Annotated in this window: 19 protein-coding genes; 13 read left to right on the plus strand and 6 right to left on the minus strand. The window is 72.0% G+C overall.

The features are described 5' to 3' along the window. The first annotated feature begins 322 nt into the window (after positions 1-322). From ACYUED_RS17780 to mscL, 5 genes are all read left to right on the plus strand, one after another. Positions 323-1,585, plus strand: coding sequence for an MFS transporter (locus ACYUED_RS17780; RefSeq protein WP_491293254.1), 1,263 nt, complete (start codon positions 323-325; stop codon positions 1,583-1,585). Between the two features lie 67 nt (positions 1,586-1,652). Beyond that, complete coding sequence (locus ACYUED_RS17785) at positions 1,653-1,991, plus strand: FmdB family zinc ribbon protein (RefSeq protein WP_491293255.1); 339 nt, start codon at positions 1,653-1,655, stop codon at positions 1,989-1,991. 98 nt (positions 1,992-2,089) lie between these two features. Next, entirely contained in the window at positions 2,090-2,923 is an 834-nt protein-coding gene (locus tag ACYUED_RS17790) for an S-methyl-5'-thioadenosine phosphorylase (protein ID WP_491293256.1), read from the plus strand. Positions 2,924-3,075: 152 nt separating this feature from the next. Beyond that, positions 3,076-3,651 (plus strand): hypothetical protein, encoded by a 576-nt coding sequence (locus ACYUED_RS17795; RefSeq protein ID WP_491293257.1) that lies wholly within the window; start codon positions 3,076-3,078, stop codon positions 3,649-3,651. Between the two features lie 138 nt (positions 3,652-3,789). Beyond that, a complete protein-coding gene (gene mscL, locus ACYUED_RS17800; protein ID WP_491293258.1) occupies positions 3,790-4,248 on the plus strand; it encodes a large conductance mechanosensitive channel protein MscL in 459 nt (152 codons plus the stop codon). Positions 4,249-4,291: 43 nt separating this feature from the next. Here mscL and ACYUED_RS17805 read toward each other — a convergent pair whose 3' ends face one another. Further along, positions 4,292-4,474, minus strand: coding sequence for a hypothetical protein (locus tag ACYUED_RS17805; RefSeq protein WP_491293259.1), 183 nt, complete (start codon positions 4,472-4,474; stop codon positions 4,292-4,294). Positions 4,475-4,605: 131 nt separating this feature from the next. Here ACYUED_RS17805 and ACYUED_RS17810 point away from each other — a divergent pair, with 131 nt between their 5' ends. The 4 genes from ACYUED_RS17810 (at position 4,606) to ACYUED_RS17825 (ending at position 9,432) form a co-directional block, all read left to right on the plus strand. Continuing rightward, entirely contained in the window at positions 4,606-5,862 is a 1,257-nt protein-coding gene (locus tag ACYUED_RS17810; RefSeq protein ID WP_491293260.1) for a low temperature requirement protein A, read from the plus strand. An 89-nt stretch (positions 5,863-5,951) separates the two neighbouring features. Continuing rightward, positions 5,952-6,995: a P1 family peptidase gene (locus ACYUED_RS17815; RefSeq protein WP_491293261.1), complete on the plus strand. Its 1,044-nt coding sequence runs from the start codon at positions 5,952-5,954 to the stop codon at positions 6,993-6,995. Positions 6,996-7,232: 237 nt separating this feature from the next. Beyond that, positions 7,233-8,459 carry a L,D-transpeptidase gene (locus tag ACYUED_RS17820; RefSeq protein WP_491293262.1) on the plus strand — a complete coding sequence of 409 codons (1,227 nt, stop codon included), beginning with the start codon at positions 7,233-7,235 and terminating at the stop codon, positions 8,457-8,459. A gap of 226 nt (positions 8,460-8,685) precedes the next feature. Further along, the gene (locus ACYUED_RS17825; RefSeq protein WP_491293263.1) at positions 8,686-9,432 is read left to right on the plus strand and encodes a DUF6227 family protein; all 747 of its coding nucleotides are present in this window, start codon (positions 8,686-8,688) and stop codon (positions 9,430-9,432) included. 154 nt (positions 9,433-9,586) lie between these two features. Here the strand turns inward: ACYUED_RS17825 and ACYUED_RS17830 are convergent, their stop codons facing one another. From ACYUED_RS17830 to ACYUED_RS17845, 4 genes are all read right to left on the minus strand, one after another. Then, positions 9,587-9,844, minus strand: a complete 258-nt coding sequence (locus tag ACYUED_RS17830) for a hypothetical protein (protein WP_491293264.1) — start codon at positions 9,842-9,844, stop codon at positions 9,587-9,589. Between the two features lie 114 nt (positions 9,845-9,958). Further along, complete coding sequence (locus tag ACYUED_RS17835) at positions 9,959-12,028, minus strand: PTS fructose transporter subunit IIABC (protein WP_491293265.1); 2,070 nt, start codon at positions 12,026-12,028, stop codon at positions 9,959-9,961. Between the two features lie 259 nt (positions 12,029-12,287). Beyond that, the gene (gene pfkB, locus ACYUED_RS17840) at positions 12,288-13,235 is read right to left on the minus strand and encodes a 1-phosphofructokinase (protein WP_491293266.1); all 948 of its coding nucleotides are present in this window, start codon (positions 13,233-13,235) and stop codon (positions 12,288-12,290) included. Continuing rightward, on the minus strand, positions 13,232-13,993 hold the full coding sequence (locus ACYUED_RS17845; protein ID WP_491293267.1) for a DeoR/GlpR family DNA-binding transcription regulator: 762 nt from the start codon (positions 13,991-13,993) through the stop codon (positions 13,232-13,234). The genes pfkB and ACYUED_RS17845 overlap by 4 nt, the downstream gene beginning before the upstream one ends. Before the next feature lie 215 nt (positions 13,994-14,208). Here ACYUED_RS17845 and ACYUED_RS17850 point away from each other — a divergent pair, with 215 nt between their 5' ends. The 4 genes from ACYUED_RS17850 to fxsT all read left to right on the plus strand — a co-directional run bounded on the left by ACYUED_RS17850 (position 14,209) and on the right by fxsT (position 21,440). Continuing rightward, a complete protein-coding gene (locus ACYUED_RS17850) occupies positions 14,209-14,883 on the plus strand; it encodes an effector-associated domain 2-containing protein (protein WP_491293268.1) in 675 nt (224 codons plus the stop codon). Next, positions 14,880-16,379, plus strand: coding sequence for a VMAP-C domain-containing protein (locus ACYUED_RS17855; protein ID WP_491293269.1), 1,500 nt, complete (start codon positions 14,880-14,882; stop codon positions 16,377-16,379). The genes ACYUED_RS17850 and ACYUED_RS17855 overlap by 4 nt, the downstream gene beginning before the upstream one ends. A 109-nt stretch (positions 16,380-16,488) precedes the next feature. Continuing rightward, positions 16,489-17,487: a MoxR family ATPase gene (locus tag ACYUED_RS17860; protein ID WP_491293270.1), complete on the plus strand. Its 999-nt coding sequence runs from the start codon at positions 16,489-16,491 to the stop codon at positions 17,485-17,487. Further along, positions 17,484-21,440: an FxSxx-COOH system tetratricopeptide repeat protein gene (fxsT, locus tag ACYUED_RS17865; RefSeq protein ID WP_491293271.1), complete on the plus strand. Its 3,957-nt coding sequence runs from the start codon at positions 17,484-17,486 to the stop codon at positions 21,438-21,440. Before ACYUED_RS17860 ends, fxsT begins: the two co-directional genes overlap by 4 nt. A 6-nt stretch (positions 21,441-21,446) precedes the next feature. Here the strand turns inward: fxsT and ACYUED_RS17870 are convergent, their stop codons facing one another. After that, entirely contained in the window at positions 21,447-21,596 is a 150-nt protein-coding gene (locus ACYUED_RS17870; protein WP_491293272.1) for a hypothetical protein, read from the minus strand. Positions 21,597-21,617 lie beyond the last annotated feature (21 nt).

A 21,617-nucleotide genomic window follows, 5' to 3' on the forward strand; every position in this document is an offset into this window, starting at 1 on the left:
GGCGGGCGTGACGCTGAGGCGTGCCCGGCGCGTGGGGGGGGTAAATGGCGTGTTTCGCACTGTTCACACCCCGGGCAATCCCAGGCGGACGGCGATTTGGTGCTCGCTTTCACAGGAGCGCCGACCCCTGACCCCTGTATGATGAAGGCGCACTTTGATCGAACCAACTCTGCCTGACGCAGAACTGGCGCGACCGCAAGGCGGCCGTGGCGCCCTCACAGTGGGCCGCCCCCGGTATCTACCGCAGTTCCGCGCAAGAGGACAGCTCTCGGCGCCGCCCGCGTAAGGGGTCGCGCTACCAGGCGGCAGAAAGGCACGGGCCGTGGCATCCACGGTCACCTCCCGCCCAGGCTACGGACAGCTGCTGCGCACCCGCGGCGCCTGGACGTTCCTGCTCCCCGGCTTCGCGGCACGCCAGCCGTTCGCGATGCTCACCATCTCCATCGTGCTGCTCGTGCAGCACACCACCGGCTCCTACGGCGCGGCGGGCGCCGCGGCGGCCGTCACCGGTGTCTCCATGGCGCTGTTCGCCCCCTACAGCGGCCGTCTCGCCGACCGCCACGGACAGCGCGCCGTACTCATCCCCGGCGTGCTGCTGCACTCGCTGTCGGGCCTGACCCTGACGGCACTCGCGCTGGCCCACGCGCCCCTGTGGGCGCTGTTCGCGGCGGCCGTGCCGACGGGCGCCTCGGTGCCGCAGGTCGGGCCCATGGTGCGCGCCCGCTGGGGCGGGAAGCTCCAGGGCACGCCCCTGATGACCACCGCGGCGGCCTTCGAGTCCGTCACGGACGAGCTGACCTTCGTCTTCGGCCCGCTGCTGGCCACCGCCCTGTGCACCACCGTCGCCCCGGCCGCGGGCCTGGTGACGGAGGCGTCACTGACGCTGCTCGGCGGTCTGCTGTTCGCGGCGCAGAAGGGCACGCAGCCCGCCGTCACCGTCGCGGGGCACACGCGCGTGGAGCACGTTTCCGCTCTGCGCGTCCCCGGTGTGCGCGTGCTGATCGTGGCCTTCCTCGGGATCGGCTCCGTCTTCGGCGGCATGCAGGTCTCGCTCGCCGCGTTCACCGAGTCGATCGGTCAGGCCGGCCTGAACGGCGTCCTGTACGGCGTCTTCGCCGCGGGCAACATGCTCTCCGGCATCGTCTGCGGCGCCGTCGCCTGGAAGGTGGCCCCGCAGCGGCGCCTGGTCCTCGGGTACGGCGGTCTCGCCCTGGCGGCCTCCGGCCTGTGGGCCGCGCACTCGGTGCTCATGCTGGCCGGCCTCGGTCTCCTGGTGGGCATGTGCATCGCGCCCGCGCTGATCACCGGCTACACGCTGGTCGAGGACCTGGTCCCGGCCGGTGCCCGGACCGAGGCCTTCACCTGGCTGACCGGCGCGGTCGCGCTCGGCCAGGCGGCGGCCGTCACGGTCGCCGGACAGCTGGAGGACCGCCTCTGGGGCGGTGCCGGATTCCTGGTGCCCGCGGTCGGCACGGTGCTCGCCCTCGCCACGCTCGTGGCCCTCCGGACACGGCTGGCCTCACGGCCCCGCAGCCGGACCGTCGCACGTGGCGTCGGTCACCGAGTGCCGGTGACGGTGGACTGATCCTCGGGAATACGTCACTATGGACCCTCGTTAGCACTCAATGAGTGAGAGTGCCAGGAGGAAGACAGTGCCGACCTACCAGTACCAGTGCACCGAGTGCGGCGAGGGCCTCGAGGCGGTGCAGAAGTTCACCGATGACGCCCTGACCGAGTGCCCCAACTGCAGTGGCCGCCTGAAGAAGGTGTTCTCCGCGGTAGGCATTGTCTTCAAGGGCTCCGGCTTCTACCGCAACGACAGCCGCGGCTCCTCGTCGAGCAGCTCGCCGGCGTCGAAGCCGTCGACGTCCACTTCGTCGTCGGACCCGTCTTCATCGTCGTCGTCCGCTTCGAGTTCGTCGTCCTCGTCGTCCTCGGACTCGAAGTCGAAGTCGTCGAGCGCCGGCTCCTCGTCCAGCAGCGCCGCGTAGCACTCGCTCACTGACCCTGTCGTCGTAGGACGGCAGGGTCTTCGGCATCTCCTGGGCCCCTCTCGGCCCCGCCGCCGGGGCCGGATACTGTGCTGGCCATGGCGAACGCAGAGATCGGTGTAATCGGCGGCTCGGGCTTCTACTCGTTCCTCGACGACGTGACCGAGGTCGAGGTGGACACCCCGTACGGGCCGCCCAGCGACTCCCTCTTCCTCGGCGAGATCGCCGGCCGACGGGTCGCCTTCCTGCCCCGCCACGGACGTGGCCATCATCTGCCGCCGCACCGGATCAACTACCGGGCCAACCTCTGGGCGCTGCGGTCGGTCGGCGCGCGCCAGGTTCTCGGGCCGTGCGCGGTGGGCGGCCTGCGCCCCGAGTACGGGCCGGGCACGCTGCTCGTGCCGGACCAGCTGGTCGACCGTACGAAGTCCCGCGTGGGCACGTACTTCGACGGACTGCCGCTGCCCGGCGGCGACATCCCGAACGTGGTGCACGTGTCCCTGGCCGACCCCTACTGCCCTGTCGGACGTGCGGCCGCTCTGAAAGCCGCGCGCGGGAGGGACTGGGAACCCGTGGACGGCGGCACCCTGGTCGTGGTCGAGGGGCCGCGCTTCTCCACCCGCGCCGAATCGCTCTGGCATCAGGCCCAGGGCTGGTCGGTGGTCGGCATGACCGGCCACCCCGAGGCGGCCCTCGCCCGTGAACTGGAGCTCTGTTACTCGTCGATGACGCTCGTCACCGACCTCGACGCGGGGGCCGAGACCGGTGAGGGCGTCTCGCACGACGAGGTTCTGCAGGTGTTCGCGGCGAACGTGGACCGGCTGCGGGGCGTGCTGTTCGACGCGGTGGCCGCCCTGCCGGAGAACGAGGACCGGGACTGCCTGTGCACGAAGGCGCTGGGCGGGATGGATCCGGGGTTCGAGCTTCCGTAACGGGGCCGGCAGGGGGCGAGGTAGCGGAACTTCCTGTTCGGGTGAGGGAGTTGTCCACAACCCGTCGGTGGTCCACCGCCCTCGGCAGGAATCGGCGCAGAGCCTCATCGTGGGTCTGCAAGCCCGATTCCTCGCCGCAGGTGGTGACCCGCATGTCTCTCCCCCCGCCCCTCTTCCCTTCCCCTGCCTCCGCGTTCCGCTCTCCCTCTCCCCCTCCCGCGTCGCCGCACCCGCCCCGCACTGACGCTCCGGCCACGTGCGAGGTGCCGCACTTCGCTCCCGTGCGGGTGCGCGGCGGGCGGTATCAGCTGCAGCGGCTCGTACGACACCGGAGGCGCGCCGTGGCCGCCGGCCTCGCCGTGACCGCGGCCGCACTGGTGGCGGCGGGCCCGCGGGACACCGACCGGGCGCGCGGGCATCCGGCGGCGGAGCCCGTACGGAAGCACCGGGCCGTCGAGATGGTGGCCGCGCCCGTGCGGATCGCCGACGGGGCCACGGTCCGGCTGCTGCGCCCCGGGGACCGGGTGGACGTCGTCGCCGCCCAGGAGACGGCGACGGGCGGCGAGGCCCGGGTGGTCGCGCGCGGGGCGCGGGTGACCAAAGTGCCGGAGCCCCTGGACGGGACGGGCGGCAGTGGGGCGCTGGTCGTGCTCTCGGTGCCCCGTTCCACCGCGGCGCACCTCGCCGGTGCGGGCGCGACGGCGCGGCTGGCGGTGACGGTGTGCTGATCCGCGCCGCCCGTTTTCTGCGCGACTGCCTGTCAAATCCCTCGTCCGTGCCACCCGAGTGGACAGCGCGGTCTCGCATTGACGTAAGTTGCGGAACTGTTTGTTCCCCAACTTGCGTGTGTGAGAAGAGGCCCCGAGGTGAGCGAGAAGAAGGAACCGAGCGTCTGGCAGGGCTTCAAGGCCTTCCTGATGCGCGGGAACGTCGTCGATCTGGCGGTGGCGGTGGTCATCGGCGCCGCGTTCACCAACATCGTGAACGCGGTGGTGAAGGGGATCATCAACCCGCTGGTCGGGACGATCGGAACCCGGAACCTCGACGCCTACAGCTACTGCCTGAGCAAGCCGTGCAAGGGCGACCAGGGCATCCAGATCCTGTGGGGCTCGGTCCTCGGCGCCACCCTCACGTTCGTGATCACCGCGGCCGTCGTGTACTTCCTGATGGTGCTGCCGATGTCGAAGTACCTGGCCCGGCAGGAGGCCCGCCGGAAGGCGCGGGAGGGCACGCACGAGGTGCTGGAGGTGACCGAGCTGGAGGTGCTCAAGGAGATCCGCGACGCGCTGGTCGCACAGCGTGGTTCCGGGCACAGCGAGCACTAGCGGCAGGAGTCTGCCGGCGCCCGCGGGCGCCGGCCGGCATGGCTCAGATGTGGTGGGGCGGCTTCTCGTCGAGGAAGCGCTTCAGGTCGGCCGCGGCGTCGCCGGCGGCGCCCGGTCGCTCGCCCCAGCCACGGTCCGTGTCGTCCGAGGACTGCTGGTCCAGCGGGTCGTCGAAGATCAGCGCGGGCTTCGGGGCAGGCGGCTCGGGGGCGGGGGCGGAGGTCATGCCTCCAGGGTACGGGGCCCCAGGCCCGCGGCCTTCCGCTCGGACCGGTGGTGGATCACACCCCGTGCCGGGCCGCACACCGCTGGGCCACTCACAAGATTTTCCGCCGCTTATCTGGTGTGCTGGAACGCATGACGAGCAGTTCGACTCCCCCGCCGGCGTCCGCCGGCGAGCCCGCGGACCACAGACCACTGCGCAGACTCAGGGCCCGCGGCCGCGACGAGGCGCACCGCGTCGCGTCACCGCTGGAGCTCTTCTTCGACCTGTGCTTCGTCGTGGCCATCGCCCAGGCCGGCGCCCAGCTGGTGCATGCCATGGCCGAGGGGCACGCGGGCGTGGGGATCCTCAACTACGCGATGATCTTCTTCGCCATCTGGTGGGCGTGGATGAACTTCACCTGGTTCGCCTCGGCGTACGACAACGACGACGCGCTCTACCGGGTCGTCACGCTGGTCCAGATCGCCGGTGTGCTGGTCCTCGCGGCCGGGGTCTCGCGGGCGTTCGAGGAGCACGACTTCCTGGCCGTGTGGCTGGGCTACGTGATCATGCGGCTCGCCATGGCGTCGCAGTGGCTGCGCGCGGCGCGGTCGACCGAGGGCGCCGAGCGAACCATGGCGCAGCGGTACGCCGCCGGCGTGCTGCTGTGCATGATCGGCTGGCTGGGACTGGTGCTGCTGCCGGAGGACGCCCGGGTGTGGGTGTTCCTGGTGATGGTGTTCGTCGAGATGGGCGTGCCGCTGTACGCGGAGAAGGACCACCCCACGTCCTGGCACCCGCACCACATCGCCGAGCGGTACGGGCTGTTCACGATCATCGTGCTCGGCGAGACCATCGCGGCGGCCACCGTCGCCATGAAGTCGGGCGTGGACGAGCACGACGCCCTGGGCGGCCTGTTGCCGATCGCCGCGGGTGGGCTGCTGATCATCTTCGCCGCCTGGTGGATCTACTTCGTGGTGCCGATCCACGGTCATCTGCGCTCCAGCCGGCAGTCCTTCCTCTGGGGTTACGGCCACTACCTGATCTTCGCCTCGGCGGCAGCGATCGGTGCCGGCCTGGAGGTGGCGGTGGAGCAGGCGGTCGGCAAGGCCCACATCTCCACACTGGCCGCGTCCGCCGCGGTGACCCTGCCGGCGGCGCTGTTCCTGCTCACTGTCTGGGCGCTGCACTCCCGTTTCTACAAGGTGGGCATCGCGCAGCAGTTGGTGCTGCCGACCACGGCACTGCTGGTGATCGTCTGCACGTTCCTCGGCGACTGGGCGGTGTTCGCGGCGGGGCTGGTGTCGGCGCTGGCCGTGGCCACCGGGACGACGCTGACGGCGCGGATGGGCGCCGGGGAGCGCGGGGCGAGCGGCTCCGGCGGAGAGCGCGCCGCCACCCCGGTGGCGTGAGCGGGGCCGAGCGAGAAAGCCCCTCACCTCCCCTGATCGGGGCCGAGCGAGGAAGCCTGTCACGTCTCGCGCGGGGCGAGACTAAGGGCATGACAACCGAGTCCAGGACAGTTGACGCTCTGACGGACGTCGCCGGGGTGCGCGTGGGGCACGCGACGCGCATCGGTGACGGTTGGCTCACCGGCACCACGGTCGTACTCGCCCCGGAGGGCGGGGCCGTGGCCGCCGTGGATGTGCGCGGCGGCGGCCCCGGCACGAAGGAGACCGACGCCCTCGACCCGCGCAACCTCGTGAGCAAGGTCGAGGCGATCGTGCTGACCGGCGGCAGTGCGTACGGGCTCGACGCGGCGTCCGGGGTGATGGCCTGGCTGGAGGAGCAGGGGCGGGGTGTGCGCGTCGGCGTGGACCCGGCACACGTCGTGCCTGTGGTGCCGGCCGCCTGCATCTTCGACCTGGGGCGGGGAGGCAGGTTCTCCGCGCGGCCGGACGCGGGCACCGGCCGGGCCGCGGTGGAAGCGGCCGCGGCGAGCGCGGTCGGGGCAGCCGTGGCGGAAGGGTGCGTGGGCGCCGGTACGGGGGCCGCTGTGGGACCGGTGAAAGGCGGGGTCGGCAGCGCGAGCACCGTTCTCGGCTCGGGGATCACGGTGGCCGCGCTGGTGGTGGCCAACGCGGTCGGTTCGGCGATGGATCCGGAAACGGGCGTCCTGTACGGGGAGTTGTTCCAGGGACGGGCGGCCTACCCGGATTCGCACATCCACGAGGCCGCGCGCAGGCGCCTGGAGGAGAGTGCCGCCGCGAACGGGCTCCCCCCGCTGAACACCACACTCGCCGTCGTCGCCACCGACGCGGAACTGACCAAGGCCCAGGCGCAGAAGCTGGCCGGCACGGCGCACGACGGCATCGCCCGCGCCGTGCGGCCGGTGCACCTCCTCACCGACGGTGACACCGTGTTCGCCCTGGCGACAGGAACGCGCCCACTCGACGCCGAGCACCCCCTGGCCCTGAACGAAGTCCTCGCGGCAGGCGCCGATGTGGTCACCCGCGCGATCGTACGAGCCGTGCGCGCCGCGGAGCCGGTGTCCGGTGCGGGCGGGGAGTGGCCGTCGTACGAGGAGTTGTACGGAGCTCGCTGAAGAGACCGCCGCCGGCTGGGTGCGTGGGCGTCACGCCGAACACGCACCTCCGGCACCCCGCGCCCCGCACCCCGCGTCCACCAGCCATGACTGCCCCCACCACCCACCACCCAATTGTCGCGGTTCTGTCACGTGATGGCGTTCGTCGCTGTCGGCGGGAACCTCAGTGGTCGTTGATTGCCTCTTTGTCCACGCACTGGAGCGGATCACTCACATCACACGAACCTGGAGCAGCCCGTGACAACGCCGGACATTGCAGCGCGGCGAGTACTGGGGGCCTGTGCCGCCCTGATGGTCGGCGCCCTCGCCCTCACCGGCTGCGGTGGCAACGCCAATGCCAGTTCGTCCTCCGACGGCGGCAAGGACGGCGGCGGCTCGGCCAACACGTCCACGGCGAAGATCGTCATCTCGGCGAAGGACGGCTCGACCGACGCGTCGATCAACTCGACCGGCGTGAAGGTCAGCGGCGGCAAGCTGACCGACGTGAAGATGACCGTGGCGGGGTCGGGGCAGGCCGTGCCGGGCTCGATATCCGCGAACGGCGCCGACTGGAAGCCGAAGGCGCAGCTGGAGCGCGGGACGAAGTACCAGCTCTCGGCGACCGCCAAGGACTCCGGCGGCCGTACGGCTGCCGCCAACTCCATCTTCACGACCGTCACTTCGGCGAACAGCTTCATCGGGACGTACACCCCGGACAACGGGACGACGGTCGGTGTCGGGATGCCGGTCTCGTTCAACTTCGACAAGGTGATCAGCGACAAGAAGGCCGTGCAGTCGCACATCACCGTCAGCTCCAACAGCGGGCAGAAGGTGGTCGGGCACTGGTTCGGGTCGCAGCGGCTCGACTTCAGGCCCGAGGAGTACTGGAAGGCCGGCTCCAAGGTCACGATGAACATCGACCTGGACGGCGTCGAGGGCGCGAACGGCGTCTACGGGGTGCAGAAGAAGTCCGTCACCTTCACGGTCGGGCGCTCGCAGGTCTCCACGGTCGACGTGAACACGCAGACCATGACGGTCGTGCGCGACGGCAAGACGCTCAGGACGATCCCGATCTCCTCGGGCAGCCCGGAGCACACGACGTACAACGGGCAGATGGTGATCTCGGAGAAGTTCGTGCAGACGCGCATGAACAGCCAGACGGTGGGCCTGGGCGGCGAGTACGACATCCCGGACGTGCCGCACGCGATGCGTCTGACCTCGTCGGGGACGTTCATCCACGGCAACTACTGGTACAACAAGGGCAATCCACCCTTCGGCAGCCAGGGCACCAGTCACGGCTGCGTCGGACTCGCGGACGAGCGGGGCGCGCAGGGCGCCACGCCCGCCAAGTGGTTCTACGACAACTCGCTGATCGGGGATGTCGTGATCGTCAAGAACTCCCCCGACAAGACCGTCACGCCGGACAACGGGCTCAACGGCTGGAACCTGGCGTGGAACGAGTGGGTCGCGGGCAGCGCCGCCTGATCACCGCGGACAGCACCGCTTGATCGTCGCGGCAGATGGCTTGCCGCGATCGCCTCAAGGCCTGCCTGAGCAGGCGGTTCTGACAGATCATCGGGCCGTGTGGGAATGTCTCACACGGCCCGGGCGTTTTCCGGGCGTACGTTTTCTCGGTTCCCGGACATGATGTCCGACCGAGGGGCTACGGTATGCACCCACAAGGTGACATGCAGCAACGCCGGGAGAAACCTTGAGCGTTCCGTACGAGACGGCAGCGTACGAACCACCCGAGTCGCCCGAGTCTCCGGAGGAGCACCTCGCGCGACTGCTCGGCCGTGCCCTGAACTCCTTCGAGCTGCCGGACGAGGCGATACAGCGGCTCGACTGCGCGCTGGCGCACGACAGTTCACTGCACTCCGCGCACCACAGTGCGGGACTGCACCGCGAGACGTACCGGCACACCTGGCTGCTCGCCGACGGTTCGGCGCTCACGCTGTGGGAGCTCGTGCACAACACCACGCGCGGCGGCGACCCGCAGCACGAGGTGTACGTCGACGAGGAGGAGTTGCGCGCCGCGACCGTGCGCCTGCCGCTGCCACAGGACGAACCGGACTTCGAACTGCCGGTGACGGTACAGCTGTCGCCGATCCCCGCGCCCCGGCACGCGTATGTGCCGGACGACTCGGCGGATCACGCGCGCAGGCTGCTGCGCCGTGCCGAGAACCCGGACCGGCCGGGGTCGGAGACGGCCACGCTGCTCGCCACGGCGTACGCGCACCAGATCACGCAGGCCTTCGGGCGCCCGTGCCGCGCAGGCCGCGCCGGACTCTGCTTCTCGCTCTACGAGCACGCCTTCCTGCTGCGTGACGGCGAGGAGGTCTCCCTCTGGGAGGTCGAGCACACGGCGACGCCCGACGGGCGGCACATGTGCGAGGTGTACGTCAGCGAGGACGCGGCCCGGGACGCGATGGAGCGGCGGGCGGCACAGGTTTCCTGAAGGGCGGATGTCCTGAGGGGCGGATGTCCTGAGGGGCGGAAGTCCTGAGGCGCACGCTTCCAGAAGGGCTGGCTTCCAGAAGGGCTGGCTTCCTGAGGGGCTGGTGCCCACCCCGCCTCGCCTTGCCCCGCCCCCGCCCGCCTCGCGCGGCTTCTCAGCGGCCGTCGCTGAGCCGTCGTACGAGACCCGCGAACGCGTCTCTCTCCGCCGGGGTCAGCTCGACGCTCTCCAGCGTGGGCGCGGACCGGCGCTGACGCCGGAGAACGCGCGGCGTGCGGCCGGTGGACCACATGACCGGTCCGAAGTGGCCGCGACGGGCGAGACCGATCAGGACGAACACCCAGAAGGCAGCGACGAAAAGGAGTATCGCCGCGCCCATCGACTGGAGAACCGGGACGTGCTCATCAGGCATGCGCCCCAGTAGACACCACGGTCCGGGCCCAGGGCCCGGACCGTGACGTATCTCGCAGTTGCCGTGAACAGGTCACAGCTGATCAAACTGTCCATCAAAGGGACAAGTCGAGCCTTACGCCGCCACCGGCTGCTTCGCCTCGGCCGATGCCGTGGCCGTCTCCCCCGCCGTGCCGGGGCTCGCCGCGCCCGCTGCCGGCTTGCGCATCCCCTTCAGGACCACCACCAGTGCGGTCGTGACGCACACGCCCACCGCGATGGCGATCAGGTACAGGAACGGGTTGCCGATCAGCGGGACCACGAAGATGCCGCCGTGCGGAGCGCGCAGGGTGGCGCTGAAGGCCATCGACAGGGCGCCGGTGATCGCGCCGCCCACCATCGAGGAGGGGATGACCCGCAGCGGGTCGGCGGCGGCGAACGGGATGGCACCCTCGGAGATGAAGGAGGCGCCCAGGACCCAGGCGGCCTTGCCGTTCTCGCGCTCGGTCTGTGTGAAGAGCTTGCCGCGGACCGTGGTGGCCAGGGCCATCGCGAGCGGCGGGACCATGCCGGCCGCCATGACCGCGGCCATGATCTTCATCGCGGAGTCACTCGGGTTGGAGACGGCGATGCCGGCGGTGGCGAAGGTGTACGCGACCTTGTTGACGGGACCGCCGAGGTCGAAGCACATCATCAGGCCGAGCAGGGCGCCGAGCAGGAGGGCGTTGGAGCCGGAGAGGCCGTTCAGCCAGTCGGTCATGCCCTTCTGGGCGGACGCGATGGGCTTGCCGACGACGACGAACATCAGGAAGCCGACGATCGCCGAGGAGATCAGCGGGATCACCACCACCGGCATGATGCCGCGTACCGGCGCCGGGATCTTCACCTTCTGGATCGACAGCACCACACCGCCGGCGAGCAGGCCGGCCACCAGGCCGCCGAGGAAGCCCGCGTTGATCGTGGACGCGATCATGCCGCCGACGAACCCGGGGACCAGGCCCGGCCGGTCCGCCATGCCGTAGGCGATGTAACCGGCCAGGACCGGGACCAGGAAGCCGAAGGCCACGGCGCCGATCTGGAACAGCAGGGCGGCCCAGCTGTCCGTCTGGGTCCAGACGAAGTGGTTCATGACCGAGGGCGCGGACTTGATCTCGTATCCGCCGATCGCGAAGCCGAGGGCGATCAGCAGACCGCCTGCCGCGACGAACGGGACCATGTAACTCACGCCGGACATCAGCCACTTGCGCAGCTTGGTGCCGTAGCCCTCGCCGGACTCACCGGCGCGCTCGACCGGCGTGCCCGCGCCCGGGGCGGCGCCCGCGCTCACCTCACCGCGCTCCGCCTTCCCGCGCACCTCGGCGATCAGCTCGCCGGGGCGGTTGATGCCGGCCTTCACACCGACGTCGACGGTCGGCTTGCCGGCGAAGCGGTCCTTTTCCCGTACGGAGACGTCGTGCGCGAAGATCACGCCGTCCGCCGCCGCGATGACGGCCGGGTCGAGCCGGGTGAAGCCGGCCGAGCCCTGGGTCTCGACGACGACCTCGACACCCGCCTCGCGGCCCGCGTTCTCCAGGGACTCGGCCGCCATGTACGTGTGGGCGATGCCGGTCGGGCAGGAGGTGACGGCGACGATACGGAAGGGGCGCTCGTCCGCGGAGGGGGCGTCCGGTGCCGGTGTCGTTGCCGGGGCCGTGGTGCCCGCTGCGGCTTCGGAGGAGGCCGCCTCCGAAGCCGCAGCGGAGTCTTGGGAACCGGCCGCCGCCGGCTCGTCCCCGCGGATCAGCGCGGCTGCGGCCGTCGCGTCGCCCGCCGAGCGCAGCGCGTCGGTGAACTCGGCGTTCATGAGCTGGCGGGCCAGCGACGACAGGATCGTCAGATGGGCGTCGTCGGCGCCGGCGGGCGCGGCGATCAGGAAGATCAGGTCGGCGGGGCCGTCGGCCGCACCGAAGTCGATGCCTGCGGCGCTGCGTCCGAAGGCGAGCGTCGGCTCGGTGACGTGCTCGCTGCGGCAGTGCGGGATGCCGATGCCGCCGTCCAGGCCGGTGGGCATCTGCGCCTCGCGGGCGGCCACGTCGGCGAGGAAGCCCTCCAGGTCGGTCACCCGGCCCAGGGCCACCATGCGCTCGGCGAGGGCACGTGCCGCCGCATCCTTGGTGTCGGCGGACAGGTCGAGATCGACCAGGTCCGCGGTGATCATGTCGCTCATCGCGGGCTCCTTAGCACGCGTATCGCCCGGGGAGTGGCATGGGCGGGGGTGGGGACGGGAGTCAGGAGGGGGGTGCTGCGGGGGGTGGGATCAGGGGTGCGATCAGGGGTGGTGGAGGCGGGGCCGGGGAAACCTCGCCCCCACCGGGCGGCAGGGCGGCTCAGGTGGCCCTGCCGGTCGTCGGCCGCGGCGGGTAACGGGGGGCTCCGCCGCTTCGGAGCCGGCCCGCACGGCGCGGGTCCGCACAGCACGAGACGCGTCATGACACCGGCTCCTTCAGTACGCGATCCACCGGTACGTCGGCCGTGACCGTCACCGCCGCCGGGTCCAGGTCGGAGGGGGTCGGCATCACGCTGCCCGGCAACTGGACGGCCGCCGCCCCGTGCGCGACCGCGGAGGCCAGCGCCTCCGGCCCCCTGCCGCCCGCGATCAGGAAGCCCGCGAGGGAGGAGTCACCGGCGCCCACATTGCTGCGTACGGCGGCAACGCGCGCGCTGCCGTACCAGACGCCCGCGGCGTCCACGAGGAGCTGTCCGTCGGCGCCCAGGCTGGCGAGCACGGCGCGCGCGCCCATCCCGCGCAGTTCCTCGGCGGCCTTCGCCGCGTCGCCCACGGTCGCCAGGGGGCGCCCGACGGCCTCCGCCAGTTCCTCGGCGTTCGGCTTCACCACGTCGGGACGCTCGCGCAGCGCCGCGAGCAGCGCGGGCCCGGAGGTGTCCAGGGCGATCCGGGCGCCCGCCGCGTGGGCCCGCGCGACCAGGTCGGCGTACCACTGGGGCGCGAGTCCGCGCGGCAGGCTGCCGCAGCAGGCGATCCAGTCCGCGTCGCGCGCCTGGGCGCGCACCGTCTCGAAGAGCAACTCCTGCTCCTGGGCCGACAGTTCGGGACCCGGCGCGTTGATCTTCGTGAGCACCCCGTCCGCCTCCGCGAGCGCGATGTTCGAGCGGGTGGCTCCGGCGACCGGCACCGGCGCGACCTCGATGCCCTGCGCGTCGAGCAGATCGGCGACGAGTGCCCCCGGAGCACCACCCAGCGGCAGGACGGCGACCGTGCGCTGCCCCGCGGCGGCGACGGCGCGCGAGACGTTGACGCCCTTGCCACCCGGGTCCATGCGTTCGCCGGTGGCCCGGATGACCTCGCCGCGCTCCAGCGACGGCACCTCGTAGGTGCGGTCCAGGGACGGGTTCGGGGTGACGGTGAGGATCATGCGCGCACCACTTCCGTGCCGCCGCGCTCGATGGCGGTGGCGTCTTCCGGGCTCAGCCCGCTGTCGGTGATCAGCAGGTCCACATCGCTCAGGGCGCCGAAGCGGGCGAAGTGCTCCTCGCCGTGCTTGGCGGAGTCCGCGAGCAGCACGACGCGGCGGGCCGCGGCGACCGCCGCGCGCTTCACCGCGGCCTCGGCGAGGTCGGGGGTGGTCAGACCGTGGTCGGCGGAGAAGCCGTTGGCCGCGATGAAGAGGACGTCCGCCCGGATCTCGCCGTACGCGCGCAGCGCCCAGGCGTCCACGGCGGCGCGCGTGCGGTGGCGTACGCGCCCTCCGACGAGGTGGAGCTGGATGCCGGGGTGGTCGGCGAGGCGGGCCGCGATCGGCAGGCTGTGCGTGACGACGGTGAGCGAGGACTCCAGCGGGATGGCGGCCGCCAGGCGCGCCACCGTCGTGCCGGCGTCGAGGATCATCGTGCCCTCGCCCGGCACTTCGGTGAGGGCCGCCTTGGCGATGCGGTCCTTCTCGTCGGCGGAGGTGGACTCGCGCTCGGCGAGGTCCGGCTCGAAGGCGAGGCGTCCGGCCGGTATGGCGCCGCCGTGCACCCGGCGAAGCAGGCCGGAGCGGTCGAGGGCCTTCAGGTCGCGGCGGATCGTCTCCGCCGTCACCTGGAACTCCTCGGCCAGCGACATCACGTCCACCCTGCCGCCGTCGCGGGCGAGCCGGAGGATCTCCTGTTGCCGCTCGGGTGCGTACATGTCCGTTCACCTCCGACTCATGCCCGAACTTGTGGTTTCGCTCGGGAGGCTACGCCCGGATTTCCGAAAAGTAAACGGGTTCGGACACCAGTCAGACATAAACGGGCATCATTGGGGAGAGCGCGGCCGGAAGCAGCAGGGCTGTGCACAAGCCCTGACGCCGTGTCACCGCGTCCGTATCCTGGACCGTAGGACACAGCTTCACGGGGGGTGTTGTGGACGACAGGGACGACGACCCGAGCCTCCGCCGCGGACGCGGCCGCCCGGATCAGGAATGGCAGCGCGTCGTGGTCCAGGCGTTGACCGCCTCGCCGGTGCTGGCGGACCGGAGCGCGCGAGCGATGCTGGTCGAACTGGTCGGGGACGTGCTCGGGCGGCCGGTGCATCTGCGGGAGCAGGCGACCGTACCGCTGCAGTTTCTGGAGTTGGTGCGGTTCTGTGTGCGGGAGGACGGCGGCCTGCCCGCGCTCGCTCACGCCGTCAGGACGGTCGCCGGGGACGGCCTGACCGCGGACACGGTCGGTGAGCAGGTGCGGAAGGTGCGGAACACGCGGAGGGTCGAGCGCCCCGAGGCCACCGAAGCCCTCCAGGATTTCTTCGTCATGTACGGGGAGGACGACCGGCCCCGCGCCGAGTGGATCGCCGTGCTGCTGGAGGCCGCCGGGTACAGCGTGGTGCTGGCTTCGGCGACCGGGCGGGCGGCTGCGGGGGTGGGGACGGAGGCCGCCCAGGAGAGGCATCGGGCCCGGTGTGCGCGGGCCGTCGTCGTGTCGGGGGCGTCGGTCAAGGTGGACCACGAGCCGCCCGTCCACCTCACCGGCATCCCCGAGCAGGAGGCCCGTGCGCGCGTTCTGGAAGCCGTCGCCCCCGGCAGAGCGGGCGAGCGTTGAACCCAGAGAGCGGCGCCGGCCGCAGCACCTCGGCGTTATTGATCCGCGAGCGGATCCGCGCACAGACCCTTGCCGCCCTCCACGACATCGGCGCGCTCCACGACCGCTACGCACGGGCCGTCCTGCTCGAACTGGTCGGTGAGACGCTGGGCCGGCCCGCGGACGTGCGGGAACAGGCGACCGCACAGCTGCAGCTCCTGGAGCTGTTCCGGTTCTGCACCCGGCACCAGGACGGGCTGTCGGTGCTGGCGAGGCAGCTGCCGACGGTGGAACCGGGGTGCACCCAGGCGCCCTTCGTGCAGCGGCTCGCCGACGAGTGGACGGCCGTGGACGCGCTGGACGGGCTCGCCGACGTCATCGACTCCTGGGAGTACCTGGCGAACACTCTCGGCGGGCTGGCGATGCCGTACGGCAAACGCACCGCCCTGGTGCGGTCGGCCACCCACGCGCGCGTGGCCGCGCCGCCGTCGCACGCCGAGAACTGCTGGCACGACTTCCTGCACCTGGCCGGGCAGGGCGCCCCGCGCGGCGGCCTGCCGCCCTGGATGGTCTATCTGGAGCGCAGCACCGACGACATGGGCGACTCCGTCGCGCTGGAGATGCTGGCCCGCAACCGGCAGTGGGCGCTCAGCTGCGACCTGGCGGAGCTGCTCGACCACGACCGCAGGCGCCCGCCGGCGGCCACGGCGCCGGTGCGGCCGTACCAGGAGTACCTGGCCATCCACATCGCGCCGGACCCGCTGGAGAGCGGCCACTACACCGTCTCGCACTCCTTCATGTCGGACGCCCGCGGCCCGCACTGGGAGCACGGTGAGACCTACCCGCGCGTGCCCGCCAAGAAGCTGCAACGGGTCGTGACCGGAATCATCAGGACCGTCGAGGGCGTCGGCGGTGACCGACTGGCCCATGTATGGCTGGAGTTCGTGCTGCCCTTCGAGCTGCTCAACCTGCCCGTCGACTGGTGGCCCCGCGACACCGCCGAGGTGCCGAACGTGCCCCTGGCGGTGAACTACCCGGTCGTCATCCGCAGCCTGGACCGCCTGCAGAACCGCGCCTGGCACCGCTTCTGGCGCGCCCGCTGGCAGCAGCTCGGGCGCGACGAACATCCGTCGAAGTCGGTGTACGTCAACGTCGCGCGCCGGGGCGGCGACCATCTGCGCGGCCTGGAGGCCCGTCTCGGCGACAACGAGCACTTCGTCGCCCTCGTGCTGAGCGAGCCGCCGCTGCCCGACCACGGGCACGGCCGCCGCGAGCTGCAGGCGGCGCTGCGCAGCGGTCTGCCGGTGGTGATCTGGCATCGGTCGGGGCACTCACCGCAGGAGTTCCGGGAGGTGCTCGACGGGCTCCTCGACGAGGGGCTGCAGCGGCTTCCGGCCAAGGTCGCCGCGTACCGGCGGCGCGCCGCCATCGACGAGGACTCGGCCCACCCGGGCCGCCATCTCACGGTTCTGTGGGACGACCCCGACCGCAAACCCGTACTGCCCGACGCGCCATGACCGGGCACCGCCGGCCAAGGACGGCGGGCACCAGACCGGCCCGGGGCACCCGCACCCGGCCCGCACACCGAGCAGCACACCGAGCCAGCACCCGGAGGGACGGCCGCAGATGCCGACGGAGATGGAGTCGAGGGGACCGTACCGGGGCACGGGTCTGCCCGGTGCGACGGCCGGGGAGTTACCGGAGCCGCCGCCCTGGCGCAGCTTCCGCGGCGGCCCCGACCTGCCCGCGCCGCCCGCCGACGACCCGTACGCGCGCGTGCTGCTCGGCGAGGGACGCGAACCCCTGCCCGCCGAACCGGACATGGTGGCCCGCGTCAACGCCGCGCTGCACCTGCGCCGCCCGCTGCTGGTCACCGGCGAACCCGGCACCGGCAAGTCGTCCCTCGCCTACCGCATCAGCCGCGAACTGGGCCTCGGCCGCGTGCTGCGCTGGCAGATCACCTCGCTGAGCACCTTGCGGGAGGGCTTGTTCGAGGAGGCGTACGGCAGCTCGCGCCACGGCGCGCAGGACGCGCACGGCGCCGACGCGCGCCTCGGCCCGCTCGGTACCGCCTTCCTTCCGCACAGTCGGCCGCGTGTGCTGCTCGTGGACCGACTGGACCGGGCCGAGATCGCGCTGCCGGAGGATCTGTGCACGGTGCTGGCGGCGGGCGGGTTCGCCGTGCCCGGCGGTGTCACGCGCCTGGCGACCGCCGACGACGCTCAGGCCGTGGTGCCGGTGCCGGGCGGGGCGGTGCGCTGCCATGCCTTCCCCATCGTGGTGATCACCAGTGCCGCGGAGCGGGAACTGCCGCTGGATCTCGTACGACGCTGTGTGGCCCTGCGACTCCCGCGGCCGGGTCCCGACCTGCTGCGGGCCATGGCGGCGAACCGTTTCCCCGCAGGCCGGGGGGACAGCGCCGGGCCCACCGGGGGCTGTCCGGCACCGGACGTGGTGCAGGCCTTCCTCGACCGGGCCGTGCGCACCGACGGGCCCGTCGTCGAACGCTTCCTGGACTCCCTGCACCTGGCCGTCGGCGGCGTGCTCCAGGGCCTGGCGGCGGGCGGGAGCTGGCAGGAGGCCGTCGACACGGTCTGGGAGTGGACCGCGGCGGAGGAGACATGACCGGGCGCGGCAGCCCGCGAACGCCGCCCGCGGAGCCCACGGACGACGGCGGACGCGCGTTCCCGCCGCGGTCGGCCCGAACGCGGCCGAAGGCCGGCGCCGCGCCCCTCTCCCCCGCTCTGTCCCCGGAACTCGGCGGCGCCCTGCGCCGGGTCGGCAGGGCGCTCGGGCGCAGCCGTCGGGACGTCGCGGTGGTCGTCGACTCGGGGCCCACGATGGGCATCTGGCGGGAGACGGCCCACGAGTTCGTCGGCGCGCTGCAGGCGTGCGGTGTGTTCGGGCGGATCACCGTGCACCGGCTGCCGTATCCCCGCAGTGTCGACCCGGCGACGCTGCCGCGGCACGACGCCGGGACCCGGCTGACGCTGCTGCTCACCGACGGCGCGGGCCCCCGCTGGCGCTCCCATGCCGTGGAGCCGCTGCTGCGCCGCTGGGGACAGGCCGGCCCGGTCGCCCTGATCCATCTGCTGCCGCACCCGCTGTGGCCGGCCACGGGACTGCGCGGCTGGCAGGTGCTGCTGCGCTCCCGCACGTCCGCGGCCGCCAACCACCGGCTGCGCTGGCGGGCCCGCGGCCTCGGCCCCGACGTGCCGGGCCTGCCTCCCGGACGGCAGCCCGACGTGCCCGTCCCGGTGCTCGAACTCACCCCGCGCTGGCTGGACGCCTGGGCCGCGCTGCTGGGCGGGGCGCCGTCGGCGTGGCTGCCGCTGACGGTGGTGTTCCCCCGCGCGCGCGTGCCCGACGAGAACGGCGACGGCGAGGCCCCCTCGGACGCCGCGACCCGCGTCGTGCGGTTCCGGTCGGCGGTCTCCAGGGACGTGTTCACGCTGGCCACCATGCTCGCCGCGGTCCCGCTCAGCAGGCCGGTCGTGGCCGACGTGCACCGCGCACTGCTGCCGGGCGGTTCGCTCGCCGACCTCGCCCAGCTGCTGGTGCACGGCCTGCTCCGGCCGGCGCACCCCCCGCGCGGGCCGGACCGCGACGGCACGCGCGTGGCGTTCGCCTTCACCGCGGGTGTGCGGGAGGAACTGCTGGCCGCCGCGCGGCGCGCGGATGTCGTACGAGCCGTGGAACTCGTGGGGGATCGCACGGGATCCGACGGGGAACACTTGTGGCGACTGCCCCGGCTGCTGCGCGGGGCCGCCGTGCACGAACTCCCGCCGGTCGACGAGGAGTCCGGGCCGTGGCTCGCGGCGGAGAGCGCTGTGCTCCACGCCCTGTCCGGACCGTTCCTGAAACCGGCGAGAGAGGTGGACGCGGCCGTCGCGGCCCACCAGGAACGCGAACAGCGCGCACAGTACGAGGGCACCACCGCACCGGCACCACGCAGCCATGCCGTCGCCCGGACCCCGGACGACGCCGACCGTCCGACGGCTCAGCCGACTGAGCCGATCCAGCCGAAGGGGAGGCCGGCGATGACGCAACAGACCCCGGCGCACACGGTGGGCAGTGACCGCACCCGCAACACGCCCACGGTCTGGGGCAACATCCCGCCCCGGAACCCGAACTTCACCGGTCGCGAGGAACTCCTCGACGCACTGCACCAGCGGCTGCTGCGGGAGAAGGCGACCGCCGTGCTGCCCCACGCGCTGCACGGCATGGGCGGCGTCGGCAAGAGTCTGCTGGCGGTGGAGTACCTCTACCGCCGTATGACCGAGTACGACGTGGTGTGGTGGATCTCGGCCGAGCGCACCGCCCAGATCTCGCTGTCCCTGGTGGAGTTGGCGCCCCGGCTGAATCTGCAGCCCGGCAGCGACTCCTCCTCCACGGTGGCCGCGGTCCTGGAGGCACTGCGCATCGGAGTGCCGTACACCAACTGGCTGCTGGTCTTCGACAACGCCGAAAGCCCCGAAGCGGTACGGCAGTTCTTCCCGGCGGGCGGGCCGGGCAACATCCTCATCACCTCCCGCAACCCCCAATGGGCCAGCATCGCGCGGCCGTTGGAGGTCGACGTGTTCCTGCGGGAGGAGAGCAAGCAGCTGCTGCGGGTGCGCGGTCCGGAGATCAGCGACGAGGACGCCGACCGGCTCGCGGAGGCGCTGGGTGACCTGCCGCTCGCCATCGAGCAGGCGGCCGCCTGGCACGCCGAGACCGGCATGCTCGTCGACGAGTACCTGCGGCTGCTGAACGAGAAGCGCGTCGACCTGCTGCGCGGCACCGCACCGCTGGACAACCAGCACCCGGTGATCGCGGCCTGGAACATCTCCCTGGACCAGCTGGAGTCCAAGAACCCGGCCGCCTACCAGCTGTTGCAGGTGTGTTCGTTCTACGCCCCGGAACCCATCGCGCGCACCCTGTTCGCCCGTATGCCGCGCGGTTCGATCGCCCCGGAACTGGACGCGGCACTGGAGGATCCGATCCGCCTGGGCCAGGTCATCCGGGAGATCGGCCGCTACTCACTCGCCCGCTTCAACCACCGCAACAACTCCCTCCAGATGCACCGTCTGGTGCAGGCCGCGCTGCTGTTCCGGATGACCGAGGACGACCGGGCCGACATGCGGCGCGGGGCGCATCTGCTGCTGGCGGCGAGCGACCCGAACGACCCGGACAACGCCGTGCGCTGGGAGCGCTACGGCTCGCTCTATCCGCACGTCGTCGTCTCCGAGGCGGTCCAGTCGGACGAGAGCTGGGTGCGCAACCTGGTGGTGAACGAGGTCATCGCACTGCTGCGCTGGGGCGACTACGAGTCCTGCCTCGAACTCGCCCGCACCGCGCACGAGACCTGGTCCCAGAAGCTGGGCGAGGACCACGGCCACACCCTGCTGATCGCGAAATGGCTGGGGTTCCTGCTGTTCACCATGGGCTCCTATCCGGAGGCGGCGGAGCTCAACTCGGCCGTGCTGGACGCCTATCGGGGCTTGATGGGGCCCGAGGCCCAGGACACCATCGACGCGCTCGGCAACGTCGCGATCGACCACCGGGTCCGCGGTGCGTTCGGCGAGGCGCTGGAGCTGTCCGAGTCGGTGCACCAGCAGTACCAGCGGCTGCTCGGCCCGGACGACCCGGAGACGCTGCGGGCCGCGCACAACATGGGCGTGAGTCTGCGGCTGGTCGGCGACTTCGGCCGCGCCCGCGAACTGGACCAGCTGACCTGGCACAGCTGGACCGAGATCTACGGCCAGGACCATGTGAACTCACTGCGCACCTGGCTCGGCCTGATCCTGGACACACGCGAACTCGGCGACTACGCGACCGCGTTGACGTACCACCGGGAGATCGTCGAGCAGGCGAGCACGCTCCTGGGCAACGACAACCCGCTGACTCTCTCCTGCTTCCGCCATCTCGCGGTCGCACTGCGCAAGGCGGGCGAGCACGTGGAGGCGGCGGCCACGGCGGATCAGGCACGCACCGAACTCGTACGCCGCTACGGCGACCACAACCCCGAATCCATGGCAGCCACCCTGGAGTTGACGGTTCACCGGCGGCACAGCGGGGACCTCCAGGAGGCGCTGAGGCTGGGCACCACCATCTGCCGGCAGTACGAGGGGACGTACGGCACACACCATCCGCACGCGCTGTCGGCCGCGCTGAACCTGGCGATCACCTACCGGCTGCTGGGGAACGCGGCGGCCTCGCAGTACATCAACTCGGTGGTGCTGGAGGAGTTCACGGGGACGCTGGGCGAGAACCATCCCTCCACCCTGGTCTGCCGCACCAACCTCGCCAGCGACCATTTCGCCCTCGGCGACGCCGCGACCGCCCTGGAGCTGGACACGCAGACGCTGCGCCGCTCGCAGGCCGTCTTCGACGAGGACCATCCCTCCACCCTGGCCTGCGCCGCCAACCTCGCCATGGACCTGCGCACGCTGGGCCGCACCGAGGAGGCGGACGCCCTCCACACCGACACCCGCGAACGTCTCGCCCGCAAGCTGGGCAGCAGCCACCCCGCGGTGACCCAGGCGGCCGACTGGGAGCACCGGGCCGACTGCGACATCGACCCGATGCCGTTGTGACCGGCCCTACCGCACCGGCCAACGGGCCAGCCAGCGGGCCAGCGCCACCGGATCGGGCGGGGCGGACAGCAACCGGCTGACGGCCAGGGCCAGTTCGGGCTGCTCGGTGAGCACGGCACCGGCGGCCGACTGGGAGCACCGGGCCGACTGCGACATCGACCCGATGCCGTTGTGACC

This window comes from Streptomyces sp. DF42 (assembly GCF_058267695.1).

Excerpts from the sequence above, each read along its gene's own strand:
- ACYUED_RS17790 (WP_491293256.1), top strand. The coding sequence starts at position 2,090 with ATGGCGAACGCAGAGATCGGTGTAATCGGCGGCTCGGGCTTCTACTCG.
- ACYUED_RS17795 (WP_491293257.1), top strand. The coding sequence starts at position 3,076 with ATGTCTCTCCCCCCGCCCCTCTTCCCTTCCCCTGCCTCCGCGTTCCGC.
- ACYUED_RS17805 (WP_491293259.1), bottom strand. The coding sequence starts at position 4,474 with ATGACCTCCGCCCCCGCCCCCGAGCCGCCTGCCCCGAAGCCCGCGCTG.
- ACYUED_RS17810 (WP_491293260.1), top strand. The coding sequence starts at position 4,606 with ATGACGAGCAGTTCGACTCCCCCGCCGGCGTCCGCCGGCGAGCCCGCG.
- ACYUED_RS17815 (WP_491293261.1), top strand. The coding sequence starts at position 5,952 with ATGACAACCGAGTCCAGGACAGTTGACGCTCTGACGGACGTCGCCGGG.
- ACYUED_RS17830 (WP_491293264.1), bottom strand. The coding sequence starts at position 9,844 with ATGCCTGATGAGCACGTCCCGGTTCTCCAGTCGATGGGCGCGGCGATA.
- ACYUED_RS17835 (WP_491293265.1), bottom strand. The coding sequence starts at position 12,028 with ATGAGCGACATGATCACCGCGGACCTGGTCGATCTCGACCTGTCCGCC.
- pfkB (WP_491293266.1), bottom strand. The coding sequence starts at position 13,235 with ATGATCCTCACCGTCACCCCGAACCCGTCCCTGGACCGCACCTACGAG.
- ACYUED_RS17845 (WP_491293267.1), bottom strand. The coding sequence starts at position 13,993 with ATGTACGCACCCGAGCGGCAACAGGAGATCCTCCGGCTCGCCCGCGAC.
- ACYUED_RS17860 (WP_491293270.1), top strand. The coding sequence starts at position 16,489 with ATGCCGACGGAGATGGAGTCGAGGGGACCGTACCGGGGCACGGGTCTG.
- fxsT (WP_491293271.1), top strand. The coding sequence starts at position 17,484 with ATGACCGGGCGCGGCAGCCCGCGAACGCCGCCCGCGGAGCCCACGGAC.
- ACYUED_RS17870 (WP_491293272.1), bottom strand. The coding sequence starts at position 21,596 with ATGTCGCAGTCGGCCCGGTGCTCCCAGTCGGCCGCCGGTGCCGTGCTC.